This window comes from Kitasatospora sp. NPDC001683, from assembly GCF_053596495.1.
In genome coordinates this window covers 15810-29769 of record NZ_JBSFGK010000053.1, presented here as the reverse complement: position 1 = coordinate 29769, position 13960 = coordinate 15810, and the positions used below count along the sequence as shown (strand labels likewise).

Annotated in this window: 12 protein-coding genes and 2 pseudogenes; 9 read left to right on the top strand and 5 right to left on the bottom strand. The window is 73.5% G+C overall.

Annotated elements, in window-relative coordinates; translation table 11 throughout:
* Positions 1-366: 366 nt before the first annotated feature.
* The 4 genes from ACWCYO_RS25960 to galE all read left to right on the top strand — a co-directional run bounded on the left by ACWCYO_RS25960 (position 367) and on the right by galE (position 5358).
* Positions 367-816 carry a hypothetical protein gene (locus tag ACWCYO_RS25960; protein ID WP_449785538.1) on the top strand — a complete coding sequence of 150 codons (450 nt, stop codon included), beginning with the start codon at positions 367-369 and terminating at the stop codon, positions 814-816.
* A gap of 460 nt (positions 817-1276) precedes the next feature.
* A complete protein-coding gene (locus tag ACWCYO_RS25955; RefSeq protein ID WP_449785537.1) occupies positions 1277-3487 on the top strand; it encodes an RICIN domain-containing protein in 2211 nt (736 codons plus the stop codon).
* A 53-nt stretch (positions 3488-3540) separates the two neighbouring features.
* Positions 3541-4206: a hypothetical protein gene (locus tag ACWCYO_RS25950; protein WP_449785536.1), complete on the top strand. Its 666-nt coding sequence runs from the start codon at positions 3541-3543 to the stop codon at positions 4204-4206.
* A gap of 135 nt (positions 4207-4341) precedes the next feature.
* Positions 4342-5358, top strand: a complete 1017-nt coding sequence (galE, locus tag ACWCYO_RS25945) for a UDP-glucose 4-epimerase GalE (RefSeq protein ID WP_270149884.1) — start codon at positions 4342-4344, stop codon at positions 5356-5358.
* Between the two features lie 12 nt (positions 5359-5370).
* On the opposite strand, the gene ACWCYO_RS25940 is transcribed toward galE, so the two are convergent.
* A complete protein-coding gene (locus tag ACWCYO_RS25940) occupies positions 5371-6060 on the bottom strand; it encodes a lytic transglycosylase domain-containing protein (RefSeq protein WP_449785535.1) in 690 nt (229 codons plus the stop codon).
* 83 nt (positions 6061-6143) lie between these two features.
* On the bottom strand, positions 6144-6350 hold the full coding sequence (locus ACWCYO_RS25935) for an antitoxin (RefSeq protein ID WP_270149886.1): 207 nt from the start codon (positions 6348-6350) through the stop codon (positions 6144-6146).
* Positions 6351-6629: 279 nt separating this feature from the next.
* Here ACWCYO_RS25935 and ACWCYO_RS25930 point away from each other — a divergent pair, with 279 nt between their 5' ends.
* Both ACWCYO_RS25930 and ACWCYO_RS25925 read left to right on the top strand, forming a co-directional pair.
* Complete coding sequence (locus ACWCYO_RS25930; protein ID WP_270149887.1) at positions 6630-7202, top strand: DUF6542 domain-containing protein; 573 nt, start codon at positions 6630-6632, stop codon at positions 7200-7202.
* The gene (locus ACWCYO_RS25925) at positions 7195-8790 is read left to right on the top strand and encodes an LCP family protein (RefSeq protein ID WP_449785534.1); all 1596 of its coding nucleotides are present in this window, start codon (positions 7195-7197) and stop codon (positions 8788-8790) included. The genes ACWCYO_RS25930 and ACWCYO_RS25925 overlap by 8 nt, the downstream gene beginning before the upstream one ends.
* Positions 8791-9181: 391 nt before the next feature.
* On the opposite strand, the gene ACWCYO_RS25920 is transcribed toward ACWCYO_RS25925, so the two are convergent.
* On the bottom strand, positions 9182-10006 hold the full coding sequence (locus ACWCYO_RS25920; RefSeq protein WP_270149891.1) for a nucleotidyltransferase: 825 nt from the start codon (positions 10004-10006) through the stop codon (positions 9182-9184).
* Between the two features lie 140 nt (positions 10007-10146).
* A pseudogene (locus ACWCYO_RS25915) lies at positions 10147-10251 on the bottom strand (RNA-guided endonuclease TnpB family protein); the annotation flags it as partial.
* Between ACWCYO_RS25915 and ACWCYO_RS25910 the strand changes: the two are divergent.
* Both ACWCYO_RS25910 and ACWCYO_RS25905 read left to right on the top strand, forming a co-directional pair.
* A complete protein-coding gene (locus ACWCYO_RS25910; protein ID WP_449785533.1) occupies positions 10244-10624 on the top strand; it encodes a winged helix-turn-helix transcriptional regulator in 381 nt (126 codons plus the stop codon). The pseudogene ACWCYO_RS25915 and the gene ACWCYO_RS25910 overlap by 8 nt on opposite strands.
* A gap of 67 nt (positions 10625-10691) precedes the next feature.
* Complete coding sequence (locus ACWCYO_RS25905; RefSeq protein WP_449785553.1) at positions 10692-11318, top strand: hypothetical protein; 627 nt, start codon at positions 10692-10694, stop codon at positions 11316-11318.
* 89 nt (positions 11319-11407) lie between these two features.
* Here the strand turns inward: ACWCYO_RS25905 and ACWCYO_RS25900 are convergent.
* Positions 11408-11788, bottom strand: a pseudogene (locus ACWCYO_RS25900) (DUF6777 domain-containing protein); the annotation flags it as partial.
* Between the two features lie 825 nt (positions 11789-12613).
* Between ACWCYO_RS25900 and ACWCYO_RS25895 the strand changes: the two are divergent.
* On the top strand, positions 12614-13957 hold the full coding sequence (locus ACWCYO_RS25895) for a streptophobe family protein (protein WP_449785532.1): 1344 nt from the start codon (positions 12614-12616) through the stop codon (positions 13955-13957).
* Positions 13958-13960 lie beyond the last annotated feature (3 nt).

Below are 13960 nucleotides of genomic sequence, written 5' to 3'. Positions count from 1 at the left end.
CACCAGGAGGACCGGTGCGGGCGGTACCGGGGGAAGGCACCGGCCGGCCGGCCGGGAGGCGGGGGACCGGCGAGCGCGGTTCCCGCGTGCACCCGGGGCAGAGGGCGCACGCCATAGGAAACGCGCCGGTCGGACGGGCGTTGCGTCGAACGCGCAGGGATCACTCCAATGGCTGATCCGCCCGGAGTCCGCCCGCCGTGCACCGCCGCCCCGGCCGACAGTACGGCCCATGGCATCGGCCTGGCCGGCGGGGATGTCCATGCCCTGAGGTTCGTGCACTACCCGGACCGCGGGGTCTTTGGACCCTCGCCCGCGCGGCCGTGCGAGGCCCAGCATGGTCGGTGGAGAAGGAAGGGGGCCGGGACCATGGACTGCGATGGCGAGGTCATGCTGACCGTCCGGATCGCCGCCGCCGAACGGGCGCTGCTGCGGGACCTGGCGCGCGGTCACGGCGGCGACGTCTCCGGGGTCGCGGTCGACGGGCTGCTGGAGGTCATCCCGGCGCTGAGCGACGACGGTTCGGTGCTGCCGCTGCTGCGGGTCCTCGCCCGGCCTGCGCCCTGCGCGGTGACCCTCTGGCTGCCCGCCCCGGTCGCGGACCTGCTGCCGCTGCTGGGCGAGCGGCTGGTGCGCACCGGTGGGCCGGCCACCGGCCCGGCCAGTGCCGCGCTGTCCGCCGCGCTGCGACTGTGGCTGGCCGGGGACCGCGCGGTGCTCGCCGCCGGGCTGGCCCGGCTGCACGGCGGTTGCGGTGCGACCGGGCGCGCGGCCCGGTCGGCGGTCGGCGGGGTGGCCCGGATCGAGGTCGCGGCCTGAGCGCTTCCGCTAGATGACGGGTCGCCATGTGTCCGACGGCGATGGCATGTCCGGGGCGGAAACTTCCCTGTTCAGGGCACTGGTCACGACCTGTCGAGAGGCCTGGCGTTCGTCACGGCCGACGGAGCCGCGGGCCCCGGGGCTCCGGCCGGGTGGCCGCCACCACCCCATGCCGGGGAGCGTGCACCCCCCGAGTGCGCTCCCCGGCACCTTCGTGCCCGTGCGCCTCCGCTGAACCCTTCTCCGCGCGGCCCGTCCCCGCGCGGCTCGTCCCCGCGAGGCCAGTCCCTGCGCGGCCCGTCTCCACGAAGCCGGTCTCCGCGCGGCCCGTTTCGAACGAGTCTGGAAATTTCGCAAGAGGTTTCTGTTATTCCCGGCCGTCCCCCTCGCTCTCCCTTGTGTCGGAAGGTCCGAGCCCCGCATCACCGGGCGCGGACCGTCACACGAGGAGAGGAACGCGATGGGACACCGGAGCAGCGAGCTCCGTCGGCGCAGGCGCCGCAGGCTCACCCGCAGGAGTGCCCTGGTCGCCGTGGCGGTGGCGGCCGGACTGGTCGCGGGCACACTGGGCCTGCGCACCGTGCTGGAGCCGGGGGCGGTGCGCGCCACCGTCACGGCGGCGGACGCGCCGGTCGACGCGGTCGCGGACGACGGTGGGCCGGGGGAGACCGGCACCGCCGAGGGCGCCACCAAGGCGCCCGCCCCGAAGCGGGACGAGAAGGTCGCCCCGCCGAAGGCGATACCCAAGGACCAGCCCGAACGCGGCCTGGTCTACGCCGGGTTGAACCTGCCGACCAGTGACCGCTGCGGCAACATGCTGGAGGTCACCGGCAGCACCCAGTGCAGCCACGGCCCGGACGCGCCGCCCAAGGACGTGGACATGCGCAAGGACGTCCCGCCGGTCGCGGCCCCGGCCGCCCAGGCGCCCGCGCTCACCCCGGCGGCCGGCTCCCAACCGCCCGCGGCCGCCGATCTGTTGAAGGGCGGCGCGCCCGTCCTCGACGCCACCCAGAAGGCGCTGCTCGGTGGCTCCGCCGCCGCCTCCGCCCCCGCCGCCGCCTCCGGCACCGCCGCCGACCCGCAGGGCGCCGCGGCCCCGGCCGCCGGATCGGGCCTGGTCTGCGAGGGCGACGGCAGCAGCGGCAACCGCGTCCAGGTGGTGTACGTGCACACCCCGGGCAACGACCGGTACGCCCAGTACCTGTCCTCGTTCAAGAAGTGGGCCGCCGACGTCGACGTCATCTACAACGCCAGCGCCGCCGAGACCGGCGGGGTGCGGCACGTCCGCTTCGTCACCGAACCGGACTGCACCGCCTCGGTGTTGAACGTGCAGATCTCGGACGCCGAGATCCAGGACTTCAACGCGAGCAACCGCGCCCTGGCCGCGCAGGGGTTCAACCGCAAGGACCGCAAGTACATGATGTTCACCGACGCCAAGGTGTACTGCGGGATCGGCACCTTCGCCGGCGACGAGCGCGCCGGGCAGGACAACCTCAGCAACTTCGGCCCCTCGTACGGTCGCACCGACGCCGGCTGCTGGAGCGGCTCCACCGCCGCCCACGAACTCGGCCACAACCTGGGCGCGGTGAACAACAGCGCGCCGAACTCCAGCAAGGCGGGCCACTGCACGGACGAGTGGGACATCATGTGCTACTCGGACGCCCCCTACTATCCGCAGATGCGGACCGTCTGCCCGGACCGCGCCCATGACGACCGGCTCGACTGCAACCACGACGACTACTACAACACGAACCCCGCGCCCGGTAGTTACCTGGCCACGCACTGGAACGTCGCGAACAACCGCTTCCTCATCGCGGGCAACGGCACCGGCCCGAACCCCACGCCCACCCCGACCCCGACCTCGAGCCCGACGGCCACCGGCACGCCCACCCGCACGCCCTCGCCGTCCCCGACGCCCACCGGCAGCCCCACCGCCACGCCGACCGGGTCCCCGTCGCCGACCGCGACCCCGCCCACGGGCAGCACCGGTCCTGACGTGACGGTCAGCCAGATCACCCAGAACTCGGTCATGCTGAGCTGGAACCCCGTCCCGTCCGCCGCCGGCTACGACGTCCAGCTGAACGGCCAGACCATCGGCACCGTCCGCTCGACCGTGGTCGGCGTGGTCCGGCTGGCCCCCGGCACCGGCTACACGGTGGCCGTCGCCGTCCGCGACGCGGCCGGAACGGTCGGCAAGCCCGGTCGCCAGGCGAGCTTCCACACCCTGGCCGACGCCGGCCGCCCGCAGCCCGGCACCCACTACACGATGGTCAACGGCCTCACCGGCCAGGCCGCCGACCTGTGGGGCAGCTCGATGAACGACGGCACCGTGGCGATCGGCTACCAGCGCACCGGCTACGCCAACCAGAAGTGGTCCTTCGAGGACGCCGGGAACGGTGCGGTGCGGATCAAGTCGGTGCGGTCCGGCAAGTGCCTGCAACTCGGCGGCACGCCGGTCGCCGGACAGTACGTGGCGCAGCAGCCGTGCTCGGACGCCGGCGCGCAGAACTGGCAACTCGCAGCCGGTGACGGCGGGTTCACCCTCACGGCGGACGGCTCCACCCTGGTGCTCGGGCTCAGCGACCGCTGGTACTACGGTGGTTGGCTGCTGGAGCTCCAGCAGCCGAACGGCCGGCCGTACCAGAACTGGTCGCTGGTGAAGACCTCGTAGGTCCGGAAACCCCGCTCCACCGCTCGCACCACGGGTGCGGCCGCCATCACCCGATGGCGGCCGCACCCGGCGCCGCCGCTCCCCGCACCCTCACCGTCTCCGCCCGAGGAACGCCCGTCATGGTCATCCGCACCCGCCCGCTGCTCGCCGCGCTCGCCCTCGCCGCCGCGGCCGTCCTGCCCGCCGCCGCACCCGCCGCCGCCCACGGCGACACCGTCCACCTGGAGGTGGCCGGGCAGCGGAACGGCCGGATCAGTGCCGTCGCCACCTGGGAGAACGACCACGACCCGGTCACCGAGGACTTCGCGGGCACGCTGTCCGCGACCGCCGCGGACGGCCGGACCATCGGCCCCTGGCGGTTGGTCGCCGTGCCGGATCGGCCGGGGACGTACACCACTCGGGAACTGCTGCCCGCCGGGCACTGGAAGGTCGTGGTCGACTGCGCCTTCCCCTCGCTCGGCCACGGCGAGCGCGAACTCGACGTCGAGGCGGCCGCGATCAGCGACCCGGCGCCGATGGGCGCAGCCGCCGGGGCGGCCGCCCCCGCCGCACCCGAGACCGGCGCTCCAGCGGCGGCCATGACGGCCACCGCCGCCGCGCCCGTCCACGGGACCACCGACGACGCCACCACCTGGGCCGCCACCGCCACCGCCACCGCGGTCGTCGTCCTGGTCGCCGTCGGCTTCCGGCTGCGCGCCCGCGCCCGAGCCCGCCGCTGACGGACCGGGAACCGGCGCCCGCGCCCCGGTGATCAACACCGCACCGCCGAACGGGAACCGGCCGTGTACCGCGTACGTCCCAACGATCACCGGGCGTCACCGGACACCCGGCCGATCGCAAGGGAGCAACCGCGCATGAGGAAGGTCCTGATCACCGGCGGTGCCGGCTTCATCGGCAGCACGGTGGCCTCCGTCCTGCTCGACCGGGGCATCACCCCGGTCGTCCTGGACGACCTGTCCAAGGGCCGCGCCGAGTTCGTGCGGAACCGCGTGTTCTACCAGGGCGACATCGCCGACGCCGCCCTGCTGGAGCGGATCTTCACCGAGCACCCGGACATCGACGCGACCGTGCACTGCGCGGCCCGGATCATCGTCCCGGAGTCGGTGGCCAAGCCGCTGTTCTACTACCGGGAGAACGTCGCCAAGACCGTCGAACTGCTCGACGCCCTGCAGCGCCACGGCTGCACCCGGGTGGTGTTCAGCAGCTCCGCCTCGATCTACGCGCCGACCCCGGACGCCAAGGTCGACGAGAGCTCCGCGGTCGAGGCGAACAGCCCGTACGCGCGCACCAAGCTGATGATGGAGCAGGTGCTCCAGGACTGGACCCGGGGCGAGGGGGCCGAGCAGCAACGGGTCATCGCCCTGCGGTACTTCAACCCGATCGGCGCCGACTCCCAGCTGCGCACCGGCCTGCAGAACCTCAACCCCAGCCACGCCCTCGGCAAGCTGATCGAGGCGCACACCTACGGCACCCCGTTCACCGTCACCGGTGTCGACTGGCCGACCCGGGACGGGTCCGGCATCCGCGACTACATCCACGTGCAGGACCTGGCGGAGGCGCACGTCGCGGCGCTGCTCCGGTTCGACGAGGTGATCGCCCCCGACGCCGCCGACCGCTACCGGGCGATCAACGTCGGAACGGGCGAGGGCACCACCGTCCGGGAGCTGGTCGCCGCCTTCGAACAGGCCGTCGGCACCGAGCTGGACGTCCGCGAGGCCGGGCCCCGCCCGGGTGACGTGATCGGCTGCTACGCCTCCGTGGACGCCGCCCGCGATCTGCTCGGCTGGGCACCGCAACGCACCCTCGCCGAGGGTGTCGCCGACGCGCTGGCCTGGCGCACCAAGTGGGCCGCCGAACTCGGCGTCAGCTGACCGGACCGGTCGTCACCTCACGGCCTCGCCGGAGCGCGCCCAGTTGTCGTGCAGCCGGTCCAGGTAGGACTGCGCCTGCGGACCGATCTTGACGCCCCGGGCGAAGGCGAGCATGTTGCCCGCCCCGGCGTTGTAGCCGAGGGCGAGCAGCTCGTCCTTGTCCAGCGGGGCGCTGACCCGGGCGGGGAGCTGGCCGGCGAGGTCGTGGAGGTGCCAGGCGGCGGCCTGGATCGCCAGGTTGCGGTCGTCCGGCAGCTCCTCCCAGCGGCGGGAGGCGAACGGGCGGCCCGGCTTGGTGTCGTCGAAGGCGGCCCGGTGCATGTTGGCGATGCCGAAGGCGGCGTCCGGCTTGTTGCGCTGCCACGCCCGTTCGAACTCGGGGTCGTGGGGTTTGTACGCCTCGTTGTAGAGGATCGCCATCAGCAGCTGGGGGTTGACCCCGGCCTCGCCGGCGTACTGGCGCACGGGCGCCGCGTAGTCGGCCGGTTCGTAGCTGCCGGAGGGCTTCGACGGCGGTGCGGACGACGCGCCCGGGGAGGCGGCGGAGGGCGCCGCGGCGGTGGTGGACGGGGACGAGGAGGGCGCGGCCGAGGAGGTGGCGGGCTCGTGGCCGCCCCCGCGGACGATGCCCCACCCGGCCGCCGCCAGCACACCGATCACGATCCAGCGCCCCCAGCGGGACCCCTTCTGCTCCTCACTCACCGCTGTCGGCCCCTCCCCGTTCGCCCGTCATCCAGTTCGATCACCGTACGGTCGGCCGTGCCTCGTGGGAGGCCCGTCCGACCCTATTCGGCGGTCTTCTGCTCGCCGTCGAGGTTGCGCAGGAAGTCCTTCGCCTTCTCGACACCGGTGTCGATCTGCCCGCTGTACTTGCCGTCCGTGCGGTCGTCGATCACCTCGCCGACCTTCTCCAGGCCCTGCCCGAGCACGTCGCTGTGCTCGCGGGCGAGGTCGGTGGCCTTGTCCGCGAGGTTCTTCAGACTCTCAAACATGGTGACGCTCTGCTCCTCTGATGCGTTCCTGTAGGTGTGCCGACGTGGCGGGGATCATGGTCATCCTGTGGCGGGGATCATGGTCATCGTAACGAGAGCCCCGAAACGTTCGGTCGCGGCGGAACGGCGGCGGGTGACTTTGCTGATATGGGTTTGTATGCTCCACATCAACCTCTACAGGCCTGTAGACGGTGGGAACTGCCACGGGACCGGTGGCGTCCCGGCACGAGCGGTGGCGTGGTCGCGCCGCCGCAGCCGAAACGATCGAGGGAAGTGCGCATGGCCGGCCAGCGGGCGAGAACGTCGTACCAGGACGCGGGACCTCGCACCGAGGACCCCGCCGTGCCCGCCCAGCGCTCCCGCGCGGCCGGCGGCGACGCCGACCCGGCACGGGAGGCCCGCGCCCAGCGCGGCGGGGCCTCGCGCCGCAGGCAGCAGGCCCGCCGGCGTGGCGGTCCGCTCGCCGCGCTCACGGCGGTCGGGCTGCCGCTGGTCGGCGGGATCGCGGACGAGCTGAGCGGCCCCGGGGCCGGCATCCTGTTCGCGGTCGGCGCGGTGCTCGGCACCGGTCTCGCCGCCCTGCTGTGCAGCCGTGCCGGCCGTTGGTGGGTGGTGACCGCCGCCCCGGTGGTGGTGCTGCTGACCGCCTCGGGGGTCGAATACCTGTGCAATCCCGACAAGTACCAGGGCAAGGGCCTGGGCACCGGCGCGGTGCGCTGGATGGTCGGGGCGTTCCCGGTGATGGCGGAGGCGGTGGCGGTCGTGCTGCTGGTGATCGTGGTCCGGGCGGTGCTCGAGCGCCGCAGGCCCGCCCGGGCGGGTGCCCCGAGCGGAAGGGGGCGCCGTGGCTGAGCTCAGCAACCGCCCGCGCGGGCGGGTTCCGGGCCGTGGCCCGGCCCCGCTGACCGTCGCCGGCCGCACCCTGGCCTGTGCCGTGTCGGTCGCCGTGCTCGGCGCCAGCGGCTTCACCTGGTACGAGTACCGCAGCCTGGACGACGGCGTGTTCAAGTCCACCGCGCTGGCCGACGCCAAGAAGAACGCCCCGCCGCATCTGGACAAGTCCGTCAACCTGCTGCTGATCGGCCTCGACAGCCGCAAGGACATGGACGGCAACGACCTGCCCAAGCAGTTCGTCGAGGACGAACTGCACGCCGGCTCCAGTGAGATCGGCGGCTACAACACCAACGCCCTGATCGTGCTGCACATCCCGGCCAACGGCGGCAAGGTCACCGCGCTGTCCGTCCCGCGTGACGACTACGTGCAGACCGTCGGCGCCGACGGCAGGATGCACAAGATCAAGGAGGCCTACGGCATCGCCAAGGAGGCCGCCGAGGCGAAGCTCGCCGGCAAGGCCCTCTCCAGGGCGGAGCTGGAACGGCAGAGCCGGGAGGCGGGCCGCTCGGCCACCATCCAGACCGTGCAGAGCTTCCTGGACGTCCCGATCGACCACTTCGCCGAGGTCAACCTGATCGGCTTCTACGACATCGCCAAGGCGGTCGAACCGATCCAGGTCTGCCTCAACCACCCGGTCGACGATCCGATCATCGCCCGGACCGCCACCCACGAGGGCGGCGGCACCGGCCTCAAGCTGCCCGCCGGGATCAGCTCGCTCGACGCCGCCCAGGCGCTGTCCTTCGTCCGCCAGCGCCACCACCTGACCAACGGCGACCTCGACCGCACCCACCGGCAGCAGGCGTTCATCTCCTCGGTCGAGTACCGGCTCAAGCAGCAGGGCATCCTCAACGACTTCGGGCAGATGCAGAAGCTGTTCGAGGTGGTGAAGAAGGACGTCGTGATCGACAACGAGTGGAACGTCCTCGACTTCGCCCAGCAGGCGCCCAACCTCACCGGTGGCAACGTCGAGTTCAACACCCTGCCGATCACCGGGTTCAAGACCATCGGCGGGCAGGAGGTCAACACCGTCAACCCGGACCTGATCAAGAGGATCGTCCGGCAGCTGTTCAACCACGAACAGGCGCCCGCCGTCCCGGCCACGGCGCCCGGCAATGCCCCGAGCGAGACGGCCACGCCCACGCCCTCGCCGAGCGCCGCACCCAAGTCCGTGGTCGACGTCAACGCGGCGGCCGGTGCGGGCGCGGCCGCCACCGAGTCCAAGGCGCTGGTCGAACTCGGCTACCAGGCGGGAAGGATCGGGGAGGCCCCGGCGCGGACCCGGGCCACCGCGGTGACGTACGGCAGCGGCGCCAAGGCCGACGCCCAGGCGGTCGCCGCCCGCTACGGCGTCACCGCCGTCCCGTCCTCGGCGGTCGCGGCGGGCCACGTCCTGGTCACCCTCGCCGCCACCCGCACCCCGACCCCCACCCCGACCGCGCCCTCGGCGGGTGCCTCGGCTCCGGCCGACGGCTCGGCCGACCCGGCCGCCGGGTTGCCGATGCAGGGGCCGGCGGTGAAGGCCGGCGGGATCCCCTGCGTCGACTGATCGGTCATTCCGGGTGACGGGCGTTCACCGGCCGGGCGCTCGTCGGTCCGGCCGGGTCGGTCGGGCTGCTCGGGCTGGTGGACGCGCAGGTCCCGCAGGGGCTCATGGCCGAGCACCTCGACGTACATGATCCGGCCGTCGACGACGTCCAGGAAGAGGGTGCCCTTCGCGGGTAGCAGCGGCACGCAGCGATGGCCCGGGCCGTACGGCTGTCCGGCCCGGTGGGGCTCCGTGTGGAAGCTCTGGCAGAAGTCGTCGCCGCAGCCGCAGTCCGCGACCAGGCGCAGATCCCGGGCGTGGACGGCGAGTTCGGGCTCACCCTCCTGCTCCAGGAGCGCGACCAGCTCGTGGACGAGATCGGGGAAGACCTCGCGGACGAGGGGGTGGCCGGTCATGGGCGCGGTGCCTTCTCGCCGTGGACCGCGGAGTACTCGGCGGCGAGCCAGCGGGCCAGGTCGTCGATGAGCACGGTCAGGACGGCGCGGTCGGTGGTGGGTGTGCGGGCGACGGCCGCGGCGAGGCGCATCTGCTCGGCGCGGTCGGGGTAGTGGGCGGCGAAGGCCTCGGCGGAGACGGTGAGGTCGCTGGTCCAGCCGTTCCAGCGGGGCATGACCAGGGTGAAGCCGGTGCGGACGATCCGGCGCGAGACGGTGCGGCTGAGCGCTGCGAGATCGGCGTCCTGGGCGGCGACGCCCGGGGTGGCGGCGGCCGCGAGTCGTTCGCGCCAGCGGGGGAGGACGAGCGCGAGGTCGCCGTTGGTCTCGCGGGCGAGCAGGGGGCTCGGGCGGTAGCGGGGGAGCCGCCCGGCGAGGTCCTCGCCGAGCAACGGGGTGCAGAGGCAGGCGACGAACCATCCCAGGTCGTACCGCTCCAACTCGCTGAGCAGCGTGTCCGTGTCGAACAGGAGCACGCCGACGCCGTTGACCTGGGGGAAGGCCGAATCGAGGGCGGCCTCCAGGACGTCGGCCTCGGCGCGGTCGTCCGGGGTGGGCCGGCGGCGCAGGGCGAGCAGCAGGTCGAGGTCGGAGACACCGGGGACCGCGGTGCCCCGCGGGATGCTGCCGTACAGGTAGGCGCCGTGCAGCCGGGCGGGGCCGAACGCGGCGGCGATCCGCTCCCGGGCGGCGTCGACCACCGGCGCGAACTCCGCCGTGACGCGGTCCAGCGAACCCTCCCGCGCGATGTACCCGTCCTCGTCCAGTCCTCTGCTGATCACGACGGCACTCTGCCGGTCCGCCGCATCGTTGGCCACCGATTAATGCGTGGAGTTGACGCCGGGTCAGTGTCAGTGGGGCGTGCAAGCATTCATCGCACACGAACACGAGGGGAACGCGCATGGGCACCTGGGACATCGGCAGAATCCCAGCGGCATCCGTCGCCGTCCTTCGGGAACTCCACAGTGTCGAACCGCTTGTACGAGCGGAAGCGCGGATATCCGGGCGCATCCCCGGACTTGACCCGGCACGTCCGTGACGCCTTCGACGGGCTGCGCCGCTTCGGACAGTTCCAGAAGAACCTGGGGCTGGCCAAGGACATCCTGTCGGCCCGGCTGGCCGACCTGGTCGCCAACGGCGTGTTCGAACTCGCCCCGGCCGCCGACGGCGGTCCGTACCAGGGGTACCTGCTCACCGAGCAGGGGCGTGCCCTGTTCCCGGTGATCACCGCCCTGCGGCAGTGGGGTGACCAGTGGTTCTTCGCCGAGGGAGAGCCCCGGGCCCGACTGGTCGACCGCGCGTCGGGCGCGCCGGTCGCGCCCGTGGAGGTGCGCGCGGCGGACGGACGGGTGCTCGGTCCGGCGGAGGCCGAGGTGCTGCTGCCCGGGGCGGGCGCCTGAGACGCGCCGCTGCCACCGGCGTTCGCGATGGCCGGTGGCAGCGAGGAGTTCATGCGGTCAGGGTGTCGTGCGCGTCCCGGTGGTCGTGCCCGTCCCGGTGGTCGTGGTCTCGGTGGTCGTCGGAGGCCGGGAAACGGTGGTCTCCGTGGCCGTCGGAGGTCGGGAAGCGGTGGTCTCCGTGGCCGTCGGGCTCCTGGCGGTCATGGTCTCCGTTGCCGTCGGGGCTCGGGTGGTCGTGGTCTCCGTTGCCGTCGGGGCTCGGGTGGTCGTGGTGCTCGCCGAGGACCCGGACGCGGACGCGGATCCGGTCGACGTGGACGTGCTCGACGAGGCGGTCGTTCCGGACGGCGTGCCCGAGGAGGTTGTCGAGCCCGATGTCGTCGAGCCGGAAGTCGTGGACCCGGACGTCGTCGCACCCGAGGAGGTCGCACCCGAGGAGGTCGCGCCGGAGGAGGTCGCACCCGAGGAGGTCGCGCCGGAGGAGGTCGCACCCGAGGAGGTCGCGCCGGAGGAGGCCGCCGACGTGGACCCCGACGCCGACGTGGACCCTGATGCGGAGGTGGACCCCTTCGCCGACGTGGACCCGGACGCGGAGGTGGATCCCTTCGCCGACGTCGACGCCGTCGCCGTCGGAGTGGTCGGCTTCCACGGGACGGGCGGCGGGATGCCCGGCGCCAGCGGGCCCCTGGGCTGATCGACGTGCTTGTCCACCACGTCGATCCGCCCGGTCAGCCGGGAGAACCAGCCGCCCGTCTCGATGTTCACCAGGATGATCTCGGTCACCGGCTGCGGGGCCGGCGCCACCACGATCAGCGTGGTCGGCTGGAAGCCCGTCCACGCCTTCCCGGTGTACTTGGCGTTGCTCACCAGTGTCGCCGGCTTCAACGGGTTGCCGCAGGCACAGCGCACCCGGGGCACGCCCTGGGAGTCCACCAGGACGGCGGTGCCAGCCTGCAGCGCCGACTGGTACTGCACCACGGCGCCGCTCTTGTAGCTGTGGTTGGTCACCCGGGTGTCCACCCGCAGGTACGCCGAGGTCAGCGAGCGCAGGTAGGACGGGACGGCGGACTGGTCGATGCCCGCCGCCGAGGCCCAGGCCCGACCGGCGTCGCCGCTGCCCACCATGCCGATCAGCCGTTCGGTGTCACAGCTGGGCTTGCTCATCGTCCCGCCGTACAGCCCGGCCGAGCTGCCCTGCACGCTGTGCAGGACGGCCGGGGAGCCGCTCTTCGGTGAACCGCCCGGCTGGGTCCGCGCGGTGGTGGACGTGGTGGCCGGCGCCGTGGTGGCCGGTGCTGTGGTGGCCGATGCTGTGGTGGGCGGTGCTGTGGTGGGCGCGGGAGCGCTCACGCCCTGGGTTTCCACCGAAGGGGTGAACGGGGCGGGCCCGGGATCGGCCGGGGCCTGCAGGGCGACCTCATCGGCGCTCGGGATGGCCTCGTGCTTGCCGCCCTGGTTGTTGACGACCAGCACGGTGGCCACCACGGCCGCCACCACCACCGCCGCGGCGACCGACAGGCCCCTCCTGGAGCGCCACCACGGCCTGTGCGGGCCACCGCCCGCACCACCGGCGGACGACCCGGACGGGCCCGAGGGCGGTGGTGGCACGGACGGCGGTCCGGCGGCGCCGCCACCGGCGGGCGGGCGGGCCAGCGGGCCGGAAGGGGGACCGGACGGCGGGCCGTACGGCGGTTCGCTCGGCGGCCCGGAGGGAGGCGGTTGGGAACTCATCGAGGCTCCGTTTCGCAGGCGGCCGGCGCGAACGGCCGGCACGGGAAAACTCCTGCCACTGGCTTCCATTTCTCCCCCGGTGCCCCGTTCGCCGCAACAGCAGGTGCCACCGCCGTCGCCGAGCGTGTCCGGCGGCGGTCGGTCACCCTGGAACGGATCACACCCCTGGAACGGATCACACCCCGGGAACGGATCAAGCCCCAGGAGCGGATCACACCCTGGGACCGGATCAGCCCCGTTCGAACAGAGGGAGGCGGCATGCAGCAGCCCACCACCGGGGCCGCCGGCCCGCCCGGCGCCGTCCGCGGCTGGCTGGACGCACTCGCGGTCGTGCTGGCCGGGCTCGTCGCGATGGCGGCGGTGGCCGCGCTCGGCCTCTGGCTGGCCGGCGCCGACGACCTTCCGGAGGGCGGCTTCCCGCCCGTGCTCGCCGCGACGCTGGCGCTGGCCGTCGGCGGATCCGTCCAACTCGACGGCGGGGCGGGAAACTTCGCCGCCGTGGACGCCGGGGTCGATGCGATGCCGCTGTCCGTCTCACTGGTCGGCGCGGTGGTGATGGCCGAGGTGTTCCTGCGCCAACTGCGCTTCCGCGCGGTCGCCGGCGGCGGTGAACTGCTCGGCCGGATCGCCCGCACGGTGGTGCTCTGGCTGATCGCCCTGGTGGTGATCACCGTCACCGCCAAGCACACCTTCGTGATCCAGCTCGGCGGCAGCCTGGTGCAGACCATCGGCGGTGCGCTCGGGCTCACCCCCGAGGTCGGCTTCCACGCGGACGGCCCCACCACGATCGGCATCGGGCTGGCCTGGCTGCTGCTGGTGCTCGCGGCGGCCTTCGCGGTGTCCCGGCGGGCACCGCTGCCGCGCGGTCTACTGGCCTACCAACTCGCCGTCCGCCCGGCCGCGTTCGCCCTCTGGCTGGTGTTGCTGGCGTACGTGGTGATCGGCGCGGTCGCCGGGATCATCATCGCGATCACGCACGACGACCCCCGGCGGACCATGGCCGTGCTGCTGCTCGCCCTGCCCGACCTGGTCTGGCTGGCCTTCGGCATCGGCCTCGGCGCCGCGTGGCACGGCCGGCTGGTCGGCGGGCTCGGCCTGCCCGTCCCGGAGCCGCTGAGCGCGGTGCTGCGCGCGCCCGGCGGCAAGGAGGCGACCATCGACCTCGGCACCCTGGCCGACCACGACCCGCGCAGCTGGTGGCTGCTGCCGGTGGCCGCCGTGATGCTGCTCGCCGCCGCCTTCCTCGCCGCCCACCGCTCCCCGCGCAGCGTCCGGCTCGGGCAGCACGCCGTCCGCTTCGCCCTGGCCACCGCCGTCACCGTGCTGCTGGTCGGCCTGTGGACCCGGATGGACGCCGACTACGGGCTGTCCGTCCTGGGTGTCGGGCTCGGTCAGGGCGGTCTGGGGGACCTGCTCGGCGCGGTCCTCGGCGGCAGCAATCCGCTGGCGACGCTGGGCAGCGGCAGCCTGACGCTGCGCCCGGCCCTGTGGCCGGCGGTGCCGTTGGCGGTGGGTTGGGGGCTGGTGACCGGGCTGATCGGAGCGCTGCTCGCCTCGCGGGTGCGGCGCCGCGGGGAGGTCACGCAGGACGCGGGCGGCTGAGGG